This is a genomic window from Methylomarinum sp. Ch1-1, from assembly GCF_030717995.2.
In the GTDB taxonomy this organism is placed as follows: domain Bacteria; phylum Pseudomonadota; class Gammaproteobacteria; order Methylococcales; family Methylomonadaceae; genus Methylomarinum; species Methylomarinum roseum.
In genome coordinates this window covers 2,842,135-2,856,849 of the sequence record NZ_CP157743.1, presented here as the reverse complement: position 1 = coordinate 2,856,849, position 14,715 = coordinate 2,842,135, and the positions used below count along the sequence as shown (strand labels likewise).

Sequence of the window (14,715 nt, the reverse complement as noted above, 5' to 3'; positions counted from 1 at the left end):
CACGACAGCTGAGAGCAACTTCGTCGTGCGCATTTATACATCAAAACGGCGGCCATTTTAACGCATTAGCGTTTGTTTTTCTCGCCCGACCCAGAAGAAGGCGATCAAGAAAGCCAGGCAACAGGAAGCGGCCGCCATCGAATAGACAAAGGTGGCGCCGAAAGAATCCCAAAGATAGCCGCTGTAGAGACTCCCCAGCATGCCCCCCAAGCCGAAGCTCATGCTGCTGTATAAAGCCTGGCCTTTGCCTTGGTGTCGGCTGCCGAAATAATGATGCACCAGATGTATCGCCGCAACATGCGACGAGCCGAAGGTGGCGGCATGCAGCAACTGGGCTGCGACCATCAGCATTAGCGACTCCGGAAAATGGGCTATCATCCACCAGCGGACGATGCTGAGAAAAATACTGAACAGTAAGATAGTCCGCAAGCTGATCTTCGACAGCAGCCTTTTCATGAAGATGAACAGGATGATTTCCGCGCAGACCCCCAGAGCCCAGAGCAGGCCGATCATTGTCGCCGAATAAGCGTATTGATTCAGATAAATGGAGTAAAAAACATAATAAGGGCCGTGGGCCAATTGCAACAACATGTAAACCACGAAGAAAGCCAATACTTCCGGTTTCATCAGGATATGCCACAGACCGAGGCCATCCTGCTGGGAATGACTGGCCCGCGCTTCCGGCGTAATCATGGCAACCAACCAGATCAGGCTCAGCAACACGATGATCAGCCAAGGCAGATAAGCGATGTCAAATAATTCCAACAAGCTGCCTATGCCCAGTACCGAGGCGATGAAGCCCACCGACCCCCACAGCCTGATCTGGCTATAGCGGTGCGATTCCTGCTTCAGATGAAACAAGGTGGCGGCCTCGAATTGCGGCAGCGCTGCATTCCAGAAAAAACTGAAGCAGACCGTGATCACCGCATAGTGGAGATAGCCTTCGGCGAACAGGAAGCCGGAAAAAAACAACGCACCGAAGAACGACGCGATACGGATAACCCTGAGGCTTTTACCGGTATGATCGGCGATCCAGCCCCATAAATTCGGCGCAATGATCTTGGTCGCGACCATTAAAGCCGACAGTTCGCCGATTTCGAGCGCCGAAAACCCGGTGTTTTTCAGGTACAGACTCCAGTACGGTAAAAAGCCGCCCAGCGTCGCGAAATAACAAAAATAAAAAGCGGAGAGTCGCCAATATGGCAATGTCATGCAGACCGATTCATGCTGTTTGATAGGGGAAGTCACTGTTTAGCCGCTAGTACAGCACCATTATTCTAATGGCGGGTAAAGACATTAAAAAATACCGATCTACTCGACCAAAATACCTAAGAATTCATGCGATTGCTAAAGCAGACAATTCGTCAGACGAAAATGACATGTAAGCTCTGACTGCAACGTCCTGTTGCAGACAGCCCGATAAATCAATAATCGACTCCCTCTTATAAAACCACTAAAACCACGCTGATTAAAGACAATAATTTTAAGCGCTGTAGACATCCTATCCAAACCGAAAAGGATGTCTATACCACCTGCCCTGTTAACGCAAAACCGGCAAGCCGGCATCGACGTCGATATTCTGCGCCCGGTGCCGCAGCAGATGGTCCATCAGCGTGATCGCCATCATCGCCTCGGCGATCGGCGTCGCCCTGATGCCGACACAGGGGTCATGGCGTCCATGGGTGACTACCTCGATGCTCTCGCCGTGCCGGTTAATGCTTTTGCCGGGAAGACGCAGGCTGGAGGTCGGTTTCAAGGCGATTCTGGCAACGACGTCCTGGCCCGTCGAAATGCCGCCGAGCACGCCGCCGGCATGATTGCTTAAAAACCCTTCCGGGGTGATTTCGTCACGAAAGGCGGTGCCCTTGCTGTCGACACAGGCGAAGCCGTCGCCGATTTCGACGCCTTTGACCGCATTGATGCTCATCAAGGAATGAGCCAATTCGGCATCGAGGCGGTCAAACACCGGCTCCCCTAAACCGGGCGGCACATTGCGGGCGACGACATCGACCTGAGCGCCGATCGACTCCCCTTCCTTACGCAATGCATCCATATAGGCTTCCAGTTCAGCCACCTTATCGGCATCGGGGCAGAAGAAAGGATTGCTATCGATGACATCCCAATCGATTTTTTCGATCTTGATTGGCCCTAATTGTGATAAATACCCGCGAATTTCAACATTGAACTGCTGTTTCAGGTATTTTTTCGCGATCGCGCCGGCCGCCACCCGAATCGCCGTTTCCCGCGCCGAGGAGCGACCGCCGCCGCGATAGTCGCGGAAACCGTATTTATGCTGATAGCTGTAATCGGCATGACCTGGACGAAAGGTATCGGCGATTTTGCTGTAATCCTTGGAACGCTGATCGGTATTTTCGATCAGCAAGCCGATTGGCGTGCCGGTGGTTTTTCCTTCGAAAACTCCGGATAGAATTTTCACCTGGTCGGCCTCGCGCCGTTGCGTGGTATGCCGCGACGTACCCGGCTTTCTTCTGTCCAGGTCGATCTGCAAATCGTCTTCAGACAACTCCATGCCGGGGGGACATCCGTCGACTATGCCGCCCAGGGCCGGACCGTGACTTTCGCCGAATGTAGTGACAGTGAATAATTTTCCTATTGAGTTTCCAGACATCGTTATAAAGCGTTGGCAAATAAAGAATGATAGTGATTGAGCTGTTCGGCCGTTAACAGAAACACGCCGTCGCCGCCGCGTTCGAATTCCAGCCAGTAAAAAGGCACTTCCGGGAATAAATGCTGTAAGGTTTCTGAGCTGCTGCCCACTTCGATCACGAGTATGCCGTGCTCCGTCAAATAACGACCTGCATCGACCAGTATGCGCAATACCAGATCCAGTCCGCTAACGCCTCCCTTGAAGCCCATTGCTGGTTCGGCATGAAACTCGGGCGGCAACCCTTCCCATTCCTCAACACTGACATAGGGCGGGTTGCTGACGATGATATCGTAGGGTTTCCGAGGCAACGCCGTAAACAAATCCGATTGATGCAGCGTGACCTGATCGGCGAGATCATGTTTTTCGATATTGATCCGGGCAACCTCACAGGCGTCGTCGGACAATTCCACCGCATCGATCTGCGCCTCCGGGAAAGCATAGGCGCAGGCGATGGCGATACAGCCGCTGCCGGTGCACAGATCAAGGACATTGAAGACACGCTCCTCATCGATCCAGGGATCGAAACGTTCCTCTATCAGTTCAGCGAGCGGAGAGCGCGGCACCAGCACCCGCTCGTCGACATAAAACGGCAAACCGGCGAATATCGCCTCGTGAGTCAAATAGGCGGACGGTTTGCGTTCGCGGATTCTTCTTCGAATCAGGTCGACGACGGCCTCTCTTTCCTCCATCGTCAACATAGTGTCCAAATAAGTCTCGGCCAGATTATAGGGTTGATCCAGTGTATGCAATACAATCGCCGCCGCCTCATCCAGCGCCGTGACCGTGCCATGTCCTAGAAAAACCCGATTGGCGGCGAACTGACTGGCGCCCCAGCGAATATAGTCCCTGATGCTGCTAAGTGTTGTGATAACATCTGCTGATGTTGTGTTCATGGCTTATAATTAATTTTCAATGAATCTGGATCAACCGGAGCATGAATTTTAAACTAAACTGTACTGGCTTGTCCGAATAAAGCAAAAATTTTTATGTCCGACCCCGTAACCCCTCCACAATCCGCCAATCTCGCCAAGAACCGTTTATATTTGGATTGCTACAAATATATGCAGTCCGACAAACTGGCATTGCCGACCATTCCAGATGTATCCTTCAAGATTCGACGGGCGATCAATGATAAAAAAGCGAATAACAGTAAAATCGCCAAAGTCGTACAGATCGACCCCAGCATCACTGCACGGCTGATCAAAATTTCCAACAGCCCCCTTTATCGCGGCCGCAGGAAAATTGAAAGTTGCCCCGAGGCCCTGACGCGTCTGGGCCTGAAAGTGTCTCAGAACATCATTACCGCATTTGCGATGAAAGCCGTTTTCACCGCCAAATCCCATATCATTCGGCGCAAGATGCAGGATTTATGGACGCACAGCAGCTATGTCGCGGCGATCAGCGCGGTTTTTGCCCATAAAACGCCCGGCTTCGATCCCGACCGGGCGATGCTGGCCGGCCTGATACACGATATCGGTGTCGTGCCAATTCTGGCTTACGCGGATAAAAATGCCGATATCCTGACCCATCCCAAGGATCTTGCCGAAACCATCAAGGAGCTGAAAAATGACATCGGCATACAGATTATCCGCAAATGGGATTTCCCCAGCGACTTTGAAGATGTCATCAATCATTCGGAGGACTGGTACCGCGATGGCGGCCCGGAAGCCGACTATACCGATATCGTGATGATATCCCAGCTACACAGCTATATCGGCAAGATCGATATCAAGAAAATGCCGAAAATGGACCAGCTCCCCGCCTATAAAAAACTGGCGGCCGGCCATCTCGATGCGGACCAGAGCATCAACATTCTGGATCAGGCCAGGGACGAAATCGATCATATCCAACAAATGCTCAGCTAGTTGATGGACATCAAGCTGCCTTTGCCATCCTTATCGTTGCCCGCTGGTAAAGGCCGACTCGACACCTCATTGCTGCAGTTAAACCAATATCTGGACGTCAAGGTCGTCGACGCCGATGTCGCCAAGAATAACTTGGCGTTACAGTTAGGCAATAAAATTTTGCAGACCCAAAGCGATAAACCCGTCGATATAAAGGCCGGACAAAAGCTGACGCTGCAAGTCGTCAAATTAAGCCCGCTGATTGAATTCAAAGTCGTTGCTGCGCAGACAGAGACGCCGGGTCAACAGAATCAACACCCCCCCTCCGCTTATCGGTCTTCTTCCGAACTCCTGTTGAAACAGGTTTTACCGCAAGCCAGCAGCCTAAAAGAAACATCGGCATTATTGCAACAATTGCCGCAAGGCCAGCGTTTGCAGATGCAAGTGACCGTGGCCGGCGCCGAGCAGCTGACCGGCATGGCATCCGTCGTCGAAGGCGGCCATAAAGAAAACGTGAAAACGCCGCAAATGTTAACGCTGTCCGATAAACAGTTCGTCACCTCGGCCGACGGCAAACAGCCGCCTTGGGCAACGGCGAAACCGGGCCAGCTGATCACGCTGGAGGCGGTCAAAAGCGGCGATCAGGTCCAGTTAAAAATTGTGCAAAACAATACCGCGACAGTGACCGACCAAGTCGTTCACGCGGCCTTAAAACGCTATTTACCGCAGCAAGAACCTGCCGGCGCCGTGATCAATCAACTGATTAGAACCCTGCCTGCGCTGGAAAAAAATGAGCAGATTCCGCAGACGCTTAAGAGACTGGCGCGACAAATTCTGCAGCAGCTTCCGCAACGCTCACAGCTGACTCAGGTGGAAACGTTAAAACAGCAAATCGCTCTATCCGGGCGTTTTCTTGAAAGCCATCTAATTCAAGACAAAACCGACATCGATCTACAGCAAGATTTCAAATTGAGATTGTTAAAACTGATCGATCAGTTGCAGCAGCAAACCGAACCTAAGACGGAGCAAAAGCTAGCCAACAATGAGCTTAACATGCTGAAGGCGCTATTACAGAAATCCACGCAATCGCTGGCCAGGGTCATTGTCGATCAACTCCAGACGCTGCCGAAAGAGGAAGGCAATAAACAAGTATGGATGCTGGAGCTTCCGTTTATCGATGACCAGCAAGCTAATCAGGTAACGATAGCAATCGAACAGGAAAAAAACTCCGCACCAGCGGGACAAAAAAACGGCTGGTCGGTCAAGATCACCGTCACACCGCCCGAATTAGGAACAATACAGTGCAAAATCAGCTATTACGACAACCTTATCAGCACCCGTTTCTGGAGCGAAAGTAGCGCCACCGTCGCGAAAATCGACCGGCAATTGGATTATCTAAAACAGCAGTTTGAAAAAAACGGCCTCAAGCCGGGACCGATGGAGGTACAGCAAGGCAAACCGGAACAGACGAGCACCCCATTGCCCGGTAAAAATCTATTGAACGAAAAAGTTTGAGAGGAAGGCGAAGGATGCAAAACCGCGCATCCTTCATGACGAGTCTTATTCAACCACGCTTAAGCCTGACTGTCTGGCGAAATAAGCGGCGATGTCTTGCAGGTCGTCCTCGGACAAGCCATTCAGCATCGACTGCATGATCGGGTTGTTGCGTTTTCCCGCTTGATAGTCATGCATGGCCTTGATCAGATAGTTTTCATGCTGTCCGGCCAGAATCGGCATGTTGCCGCCATCCTTCAGCTTATTGGTATGGCAGCTGACGCAGGTTGCGGCCAATTCTTTGCCGTTGGCAGGATTCCCCCTCGCAGGTGCTGGACTTTTTTTACCGGGATTGGCTTGGATGTAGGCGGCGATATTTTCGATGGTCTGCTCGCTTAGGTCATAGGCATTCGCTTTCATCGTGCCGTGAGCGCGATTTTTTTCCTTATAGGCTTTCAGCGCCGCCACGCTATACTCGGCCCGCTGCCCACCGATTTTCGGCACATAATAGGTCGGATAGGCATTGCTGTAGTTAGGAGCGCTGTGGCAACCGCGACAGGTTTCAAACGCCGCCTTACCTTCTTCCAGATCAGCCGCCTGCGCCTGTATGCTTGACAACGCCAGAAAGCTGCAAGCAAATGCGATAATTGATTTTTTCATTAGTTCTACAATCCGGTTGTGAGAATGTTTAAGTATGATCCCGCATCTAAACCCGGGGCTCGATTAAGCCGCTATATTACTAAATGCCCAAAAACCATGCAAAGCAACGATCTCAAAAAACACATTTAAATGGAATTTAACATGCTAAATCCAAGCTCGGCTCGGGATAAAAGACTTATATATTGCAAAGGGTTCAGACAGTATCAGGTCGCTCTGGAAGAAGTATGCGGCATGGCCGTTTTTTGTTCTGACCGCGCTCAAGCCTACGCCGCACAAGGACGTGTAAGTGCAGCGGTAAGCAGGAGCTGTTAGCCGCCACGGACGTATTCACCCAGCACCTAAATTCCATAGGCTAATGGCTGCGATAAATCATCTTCGTTTATTTAGGTGCTGGGTGAACGGCGTCTTCTGGAAGCGCTAGCTGATACAGGCGGGTTCCGTAACCGGCACTCAGGTTTAAACCTAGGCAGATCATAACTCTCGATCGTCAGCAGTCATCAAGCGGGCCGCCAGGCGATGATCGGAAAATGTCTCCAATGCCCGGCCTATTTGTAAACACCTGCCGCCCTGGGCCTGATACTGAGCGCTGAAATCATGAATGAAATCCATCACGGTATGGTCGATCAAATAACCGTCGGAAAAATTGAAGACGATAGTCTTACCGTTCTCCAATTCCGCCAACGCCTTTTTCAACGGCAGAAAATTGGAAAACATCGCCGAACCGATCAGTTTAACGACGATGGTGTTATCATCGGGACGGCGTATGCTGAAGTGTATCTTGAACATGTTCTCGGGCCAAACGCCACGCGCCAAATGTATGCCTAGTTTGACGGCGATGCCTATCGCCACGCCGATCAACAGATCGGTAGCTAATACGCCGATGATCGTGATGACAAACAACGCGAACTGTTCCAAGCCTATATCCAATACGTTCCTGAATGATTGCGGCGCAGCCAGTCGGTACCCGGTATAGACCAATAGCACGGCCAACGAGGCTAACGGAATATTATGGATCAGGTGGGGAAATAGTACGACGAACAACAACAGGATCAGGCCGTGAAAGAAATTGGCCCAGCCGGTCCGGGCGCCGTTATCGACATTGGCCGAACTCCGCACGATTTCTGCAATCATCGGCAGGCCGCCTATCATGCCGGCGATGACGTTACCGACGCCTATAGCGGTCAGATCCTTATTCAAATCGGTCGTCCGCTTATAAGGATCGAGACGGTCTACCGCGCTCGCGCTCAACATGCTTTCCAGCGTTCCGACCAAACACAGGCTGATCACCGCTCCCCAGAACTCCGGCGTGGCCCACTTGGAAAAATCGGGAAAATAGAAACTGGCCAGGAAATCATCAGGTATATCAACCAGAAATCGCGGCGCGATCAGATGCTCATGCTCGCCGATCGGGGATAGCGACAAATGAATGTGTTCATGCTGCAAGCCGAAGAACTGTCCCAGCAACATGCCGACAAGCAGCACCACCATCGGCGCCGGAATCATTTTCCAGCGGGCGGACTTGAGTCGCGGCCATAGGCCCAATACCAGCAAACCGCTCAACCCGATGAAGGCAATCTCCGGGGTGGGGTTCATCAAACTATGTGGGATCTGCGCCAAGGTGGACAGGATACCCCCCGGTTCAGGGGTGACACCGAGCATCACATGGCTCTGCTTGGCGATAATGATAATGCCTATCGCCGCTAGCATGCCATGAACGACGGCGGCGGGGAAAAATGCGCTGAGCTGTCCGGCTCTGAATACGCCCAGCAATATCTGCAACACGCTGGCGACGACGATCGCCGCCAAGGTGTAACGATAACCGGCCATCGCATCGCCCTCGCCTAGCGTTTGAACCGCGGCAAAGACCACGACGATCAAGCCCGCCGCGGGTCCGTTTATCGTGACATAAGAACCATTAAAGCGCGACACCAAGATGCCGCCGATCACCGCCGATATAATGCCGGCGGCCGGCGGAAAGCCGGAAGCCACGGCGATCCCCAGACACAGCGGCAAAGCCATCAAAAACACCAGAAATCCCGACAGCAAGTCGCTGCGCCAATTTTCCTTTAACCCTTCCAGACCCGTTTTAGGTAGGGAAGCTGATGCGTGTGAATAATGATTCATTAGCAGTCCCGTTAGAATAAATCATTAATAATATCATTTTAAGCAAGGTAAAAGGAAAACAACAATTCATCAGTTTGAGCGCAGGGCTACCTCATTAAATGAATGAGTGGCAAAACAGAAAATTAGCAACAATTACCAGCAATTCCCAGTTTAAGTATTTTTGCAGGGTTTAGGGCATGAGGTGTGTCTGTCGAGGAGCGCCGTTCACCCAGCACCTAAATTATCCTGGAATGTAAAATATAGTCCTGTAGCCATGGAATTTAGGTGCTGGGTAAACCCATCCCTGGGGGCTTGACGGCAGCATCCTTGCTGCCGACATCCTCGCCAAACACACCCCATACCCTTTTTGAACGCCAAAGTGGGAATTGCTGAACAATTACGCCTAAAGTAAGTTAAACGTTTAGGGTGTGTTAAATAACCCGCCCCAATTTTGCCCTGGTGGCGGTTTTTGGCGGCTTGCTTTGCGAAGCCGCCCTACCCGTACCCGTACCGGTAGGGTGTGCTGACGATAGGAAGCGCACCATTTTTGATGCGCCACACGTTGTTCAGCACATATAACGAGAACGCTCTTCGCAACTGTTGTCATTTTGGAAATGCAGCATGCAGCATTGCCGACCCATTTAGCCTTCCGCTTGGGCAATGACTTCGGCCTTACGCGTCTCCTCCTTACCGATCGTCAATAAATCCCAGATCAGCAACACCAACCCGGCAAATGTCACCAAGCCCCAGACTAAGCGCCATACCATCGCGTTTTGAAAAGAAGGATGATTCTGCGCACTGAAATAACCGCCCCAAGTGGAACCCTCCATCGCCCGCTCTATGAACGACTGTTCGTAACCTGCGATCAGCAACGCGATGGTCATGCCCATCACGCCGGCATTCAGCAGACCCAGCGCCCATTTCCAGCGCCAGGCATTGCGACTGCCGCCGGCCATCCAGACATCGCCCCGCCAGTGTTGAATGGCCAGATAAAAGAACGCGATGTTGATCGTCGCGTAAGCGCCGAAAAAGGCGAGATGACCATGAGACGCCGACCATTGCGTGCCGTGGGTGTAAAGATTGATCTGCGGCAAAGTATGCATAAATCCCCATACACCGGCGCCGAAGAAATTACCGAAGGCATGGGCAATGATCCAGGCCAAGGCCGGATGATTGCCGGTTTTAAAAGCATGAACGCCGGAATCGTAGACGGCATGCACCACCATCGCAACCAGCGGGATGGGTTCCAATGCCGAGAAAAAGCCGCCTATCGTCAACCAGTATTCAGGCGTGCCGATCCAGAAATAATGGTGACCTAGCCCCAAGATCCCCGAACCGAACATCAAGGCGACCTCGATATACAGCCAGGTTTGCACGATTTTGCGTCTAACCCCCAGCAACTTCATCAGCGACCAAGCCATGATCACGCCGACCAAGACCTCCCAGGTCGCTTCCACCCAGAGATGAATCACCCACCACCACCAATATTGATCATGGGTGATATTGGTCATATAAAACATACCGGCCAGATAAAGTCCGGCCAAGGCGACCAAATCCAGGGTCAGGACGCCGGCGATACCGGACCATTTCCCCTTGCTGAAAGTGGCGACTACGTTATAGAAAAACACCAACATCACCGCGACGATGCCGATATCCGCCCAACGCGGCGCTTCGATATATTCCCGGCCTTCGTTAATGAACCAGAGGCTGGAATCGGTGCCGGAACCGATCTGTATGAACAAATAGACCAATACCACCAGCGTCACCGCTCCGGTCAACACCCAAAAAGCAAGATTTCCCCATTTCAAGCCGACGATGTCGCTGCCGCTTTCGTCTTCCAGCAGCCAATAAATGCTGCCCATAAAACCGTACAGCATCCAGACCACCATGGCGTTAATATGCACCATTCGGTTGACGTTGAAATCCAGAATTTCATAAAGGAAGCCGGGAGCAATAAACTGTATCGCCGCCAGCAATCCGAACACAATTTGCGCGAAGAATAGGATCACCGCGACACTGAAATATTTAACCGCCAATTGCTGTCCGCCGCTCAGGTTACCGCTATCTAACCGAACCCAGGACTGGAATCGCTGAATCAACGTACAGACTCGATTCTGAAAAATCAGGGTCACCGATTTTGCTTCATTCGAACTCATATTCAGTCCTCCGTCTCGATGCTGGTAAAGTGATGGGGAAAGCCGTTGGTGTCGATGCTGGCCATCCATTTCAAGAAGGCGACTATGCCCTTGGCTTCATCTTCGGTAATGTTCAGGTTAGGCATCTTACGGCCGCTGCCATAGGTGCGCGCGTTCTTCTCGGGGTCCATCAGAAACTTGACCATCATATCCTCGCGCAGCTCGGTGCTGATCCAGCCTTGATCCAACCAGGCTTTGGTCAAATCCGGCGCATAATAAGCCCCGTTGCCGAGCAGTGTATGGCAATTCATGCAATTTTTCGCCTGTATGGTTTTTTTACCCAGGGTGACCCTCTGCTCTGCCTCTTCAGGGGTGAATCTTTTGCCGAATAACAGTTGTTCTCCGCCAATCACCGGCATATATTTATTTAGTTGTTCATCGAAGCGATAATCGATTTTTTGATTAATGACGGTATAGGCCGGGACGCGCTGAGTGCCGGCCGATGTCTTGCTAAGCGAATCCAGCGTCAGCACGATTAAAATTAAAAAGGACCCGGCGGTCACCCAAACAGCCGTTTTTTTCCAGAATGATTCCGAAGCCCAAAGTGGTGTCTCGTTCATCGGTCTTCCCCCCTTTTTGTGATGGTTGTTCGGTCATCATGTGTTTTCACACATAAATGCCAAATGCCGATAGGCGCAAAAAAATAGCCGATGACCATAGCGAATGAAATCAGCAGCCAATAACCTGAAAAATTCGCCGCCCTAGTCAATTCGGCTACAGCAATGACCAACACGATGTAAGATAAATAAGCGCATTGCTTAATGCGCGGATTCGTATGGATCTTGGACCAGGCAAACAGCAAGGCATAAGCGGCCCCCGCCATGATGATGAGCGCCGATGAAAAAAAAGTGATAAAAAAGTCTTTTAGCGCAACGGGTTCAATCATAAGCAATTGACAATGAAATGTGTTCAGGCATTGAAAAAACCTTCAAGGGCGACGAAGCAAAGCTTTAAAAACCTGCTTTTGATAGCGATAAATTGTGTGACTAATCCATCAAAAACCGATAATCATGTGCTCATATTAGGTCTTGTAACAACAAAATGCGAATTTTTCTCATTCATTAATTATTCAGCGTAGTTTTATAAGAGGGGTTATTGATTTATCGGGCTGTCTGCAACAGGCAGATTTTTGCCCTGACCGTCAAGGAAGGCGAAAATGTAGAAAATGCAGGAGCAATTTTCTACCTGCAAAATCTGCATGTCCATCGTCCCTGACGGTCAGACGTTGCAGTCACCCCTTACGCCGCACAAGGAAGTGCAAGTGCCGCGTGAGATAGGACATCGCTAGCGGCCGCCGCACAAGGAAGTGCAAGTGCCGCGTGAGATAGGACATCGCTAGCGGCCGCCGCACAAGGAAGTGCAAGTGCCGCGTGGGGCAGGATGCCATTAGCTGCCATGGATGTATTAACCCAGCACCTAAATTAACGAAGATTATTAATCATAGCCAATAACCCAGGGTATTTAGGTGCTGGGTGAACCCGTCCCGAGAAATCAATGACCTACTGCCTAAAACCCGAAAGATACTGAATAGTTACAATGAATGCTGTATTAGCTCCTTTTTTTAGATGATGGGTTGTGCATCCCTGCACTGTTGTTACCGGCATCTCCTCAGCGAATCAGAATGTTGTTTCCTTTCCCTAATTCAGGATCGGCATCAGGCATATTCATCAACACGGTGATCGCTCCCCGCATCGCGGCGCTCATCGTATGATCAACAATTGCATTATTGGTGGGATGATCGGCGGGCGACACCAGATCAAAGGTATCCGCCGTGGCTACCGAGACGTTGTAAGTTTGGACACCTTCCAGCACATTTTTCGGATTGCCGTTGATATATACCCTATCCCAGATACCGGCGATGGGGTGAAAGGCAACCGGGTTGTTGATGTTAGCATTGACAAAAAATATCCGGACTCTTTCGCCGGGCTTCGACTGTAACGTCAATGACGCGTCTTCATCGTGGACCGGATCGTAATGGAATATTTTTCCATTGATTAACGACCCCGCCCAGCCGCGATTTTCGATCATGGCGTCTTTATCCTTTGCATTGGGAAAGTATTGCGATTGAATCAATACATATTCTCGGTCTGGCTTAGGATAATTTTTACTATATCCTTCTTTCGGATCAACAATGATGATGCCATACATGCCTCTAGCGATGTGTTGCGCCATCGTCGCGGCGCCGCAATGATACATAAAGACCCCGGGATGCTTGGCGACAAAGCTGAACTGCTTGCTTTCACCTGGTTTTACTTCACTAAACTCTTTCAACACATCGACTACGGCCGCATGAAAATCCATGGAGTGACTTTCTTTATTGGTATCCGGGTTGGTGAGAGTAAAGTCTACCGTATCGCCTTCAGTCACACGCACGACCGGCCCCGGAATCTTGCCATCATAAGTCCAGGCCGGATACTCAGTTCCTTTATTGTCGATGACGACGGTATTTTCCTTGGCCGTCATCGAGACTTTTACCGTTTTCGCGGCAATCGGTTCTGCGATACAAAGAGCCGTCAACATAACGGCTAATACTCTGTATTTGCCTGGGTTGGATAAATATTGAATATTCATGTATTTCCCCTATTATTGTTTTATAAAAATGAAAGTAACTGCTCGCCCCACTTATCGAATGCGGCAGGGGTGGATGCGATCCGCTTATCCACCCTACGAATGAAAGAACGCGGGTTTTCTGCTAACACTGGCAGAGCTGGTGTAAATAGTTAACCAAACCCTCAATTTCTTCATCCGACAGTGTGGAGCCCCAAGGTGGCATCAAGACCGATTTATTAATTGATTGCCCACCCTCCTTGATGACTTTAAAAAGCTCCGCATCGGTTCTAGCCGACATTTCCTTTGCATCTGTGTGATCTCGCGGTTGGGTCGACATATCGGCGACATTGATTCCTTTGCCATTGCCTTCCATACCGTGACATTGCACGCAATAGGTTTTGTAATTGTCCTTCGCCGTTTCAGCGCCTGCATCAGCTGAGGAAATCAATAACAGCGAACAGTAAATCCACATCAACGTTAAAGGTTTCATTTAAAATTCTCCTGACTTAAGGCGCGCAGATAATGCGCCAGTTTCTGTAGGTCTCTTTCCTTTAAACTCTTATTGGGCATGATGGTTTTAGGATTCCAGGCCTGGGGGTTGCGCATGAAACTGATTAAATAATCTTCCTGCAAGCGCTTTGCCGCCGTATAGACTTCAGGTCCGGAGAGACCACCGTAACCCGGTTCGATTTGATGACAAGCTAAACAACCTTTGAACTTGTCAAACGTCATTTCACCCATCGTGATAGAAATTGACCCCGGTTTATAATCGCCGGCTTCCACCAGATTTTGGTTTTGCTTTAGCGTCATTAACAGCCCGGTAACGCGTGAGGCTTCTTCGCTGGACAAACTTGGGTGTTTCACCAGACTCTCCGTCTCGATTTCGTCCGATTTTTCCCCTTGCTTGAGATGGCGGCCATAGAACATTCCCGCGGGCCTGATTCGAGTCGGGTTTTGCAGCCATTCCGTCAGCCACTCGGATTTATATTTGATCCCCGCCGAAGACAAGTCCGGACCTTTTCTGTCCCAGAGATCCTTTAATGTTTCCGGAGTCTTTTTATCGATCGTATGACAAGATAGGCATTGACTATCAAGACTATTCTTGTCGAAATTTCGCTCATCGGCGGAAGTGGTCCCTGCGATGGCGGTCAGCAACGCGGCCGATAAAAAGAGACGATATTGACGTGTCTTGCCATTCATC

General features: G+C 50.6%; 13 protein-coding genes. 2 read left to right on the top strand and 11 right to left on the bottom strand.

The window, feature by feature from the left end; translation table 11 throughout:
- Positions 1 to 57: 57 nt before the first annotated feature.
- From Q9L42_RS13140 to prmB, 3 genes are all read right to left on the bottom strand, one after another.
- Positions 58 to 1,248: an MFS transporter gene (locus Q9L42_RS13140; protein ID WP_349431215.1), complete on the bottom strand. Its 1,191-nt coding sequence runs from the start codon at positions 1,246 to 1,248 to the stop codon at positions 58 to 60.
- Positions 1,249 to 1,540: 292 nt separating this feature from the next.
- Entirely contained in the window at positions 1,541 to 2,629 is a 1,089-nt protein-coding gene (gene aroC, locus Q9L42_RS13135; protein WP_305907933.1) for a chorismate synthase, read from the bottom strand.
- 2 nt (positions 2,630 to 2,631) lie between these two features.
- On the bottom strand, positions 2,632 to 3,561 hold the full coding sequence (prmB, locus tag Q9L42_RS13130) for a 50S ribosomal protein L3 N(5)-glutamine methyltransferase (protein ID WP_305907934.1): 930 nt from the start codon (positions 3,559 to 3,561) through the stop codon (positions 2,632 to 2,634).
- A 93-nt stretch (positions 3,562 to 3,654) separates the two neighbouring features.
- On the opposite strand from prmB, the gene Q9L42_RS13125 reads away from it, so the two are divergent.
- Both Q9L42_RS13125 and Q9L42_RS13120 read left to right on the top strand, forming a co-directional pair.
- On the top strand, positions 3,655 to 4,533 hold the full coding sequence (locus tag Q9L42_RS13125) for an HDOD domain-containing protein (RefSeq protein WP_305907935.1): 879 nt from the start codon (positions 3,655 to 3,657) through the stop codon (positions 4,531 to 4,533).
- A 3-nt stretch (positions 4,534 to 4,536) separates the two neighbouring features.
- Positions 4,537 to 6,027 carry a flagellar hook-length control protein FliK gene (locus Q9L42_RS13120; RefSeq protein ID WP_349431214.1) on the top strand — a complete coding sequence of 497 codons (1,491 nt, stop codon included), beginning with the start codon at positions 4,537 to 4,539 and terminating at the stop codon, positions 6,025 to 6,027.
- A 45-nt stretch (positions 6,028 to 6,072) separates the two neighbouring features.
- Here Q9L42_RS13120 and Q9L42_RS13115 read toward each other — a convergent pair whose 3' ends face one another.
- The 8 genes from Q9L42_RS13115 to Q9L42_RS13080 all read right to left on the bottom strand — a co-directional run bounded on the left by Q9L42_RS13115 (position 6,073) and on the right by Q9L42_RS13080 (position 14,714).
- A complete protein-coding gene (locus Q9L42_RS13115) occupies positions 6,073 to 6,666 on the bottom strand; it encodes a c-type cytochrome (RefSeq protein WP_349431213.1) in 594 nt (197 codons plus the stop codon).
- 471 nt (positions 6,667 to 7,137) lie between these two features.
- Positions 7,138 to 8,790: a SulP family inorganic anion transporter gene (locus tag Q9L42_RS13110; protein ID WP_349431212.1), complete on the bottom strand. Its 1,653-nt coding sequence runs from the start codon at positions 8,788 to 8,790 to the stop codon at positions 7,138 to 7,140.
- 620 nt (positions 8,791 to 9,410) lie between these two features.
- Positions 9,411 to 10,925: a cbb3-type cytochrome c oxidase subunit I gene (locus Q9L42_RS13105; protein WP_305907940.1), complete on the bottom strand. Its 1,515-nt coding sequence runs from the start codon at positions 10,923 to 10,925 to the stop codon at positions 9,411 to 9,413.
- Positions 10,926 to 10,927: 2 nt separating this feature from the next.
- Positions 10,928 to 11,524 (bottom strand): cytochrome c, encoded by a 597-nt coding sequence (locus Q9L42_RS13100; RefSeq protein ID WP_305910202.1) that lies wholly within the window; start codon positions 11,522 to 11,524, stop codon positions 10,928 to 10,930.
- Positions 11,521 to 11,850, bottom strand: coding sequence for a hypothetical protein (locus Q9L42_RS13095; RefSeq protein ID WP_349431211.1), 330 nt, complete (start codon positions 11,848 to 11,850; stop codon positions 11,521 to 11,523). The genes Q9L42_RS13100 and Q9L42_RS13095 overlap by 4 nt, the downstream gene beginning before the upstream one ends.
- A 722-nt stretch (positions 11,851 to 12,572) precedes the next feature.
- Positions 12,573 to 13,535 (bottom strand): multicopper oxidase domain-containing protein, encoded by a 963-nt coding sequence (locus Q9L42_RS13090; RefSeq protein WP_305907941.1) that lies wholly within the window; start codon positions 13,533 to 13,535, stop codon positions 12,573 to 12,575.
- Between the two features lie 121 nt (positions 13,536 to 13,656).
- A complete protein-coding gene (locus Q9L42_RS13085; protein ID WP_305907942.1) occupies positions 13,657 to 14,004 on the bottom strand; it encodes a c-type cytochrome in 348 nt (115 codons plus the stop codon).
- Positions 14,001 to 14,714 carry a c-type cytochrome gene (locus Q9L42_RS13080; RefSeq protein WP_349431210.1) on the bottom strand — a complete coding sequence of 238 codons (714 nt, stop codon included), beginning with the start codon at positions 14,712 to 14,714 and terminating at the stop codon, positions 14,001 to 14,003. The genes Q9L42_RS13085 and Q9L42_RS13080 overlap by 4 nt, the downstream gene beginning before the upstream one ends.
- Position 14,715: the final 1 nt, after the last annotated feature.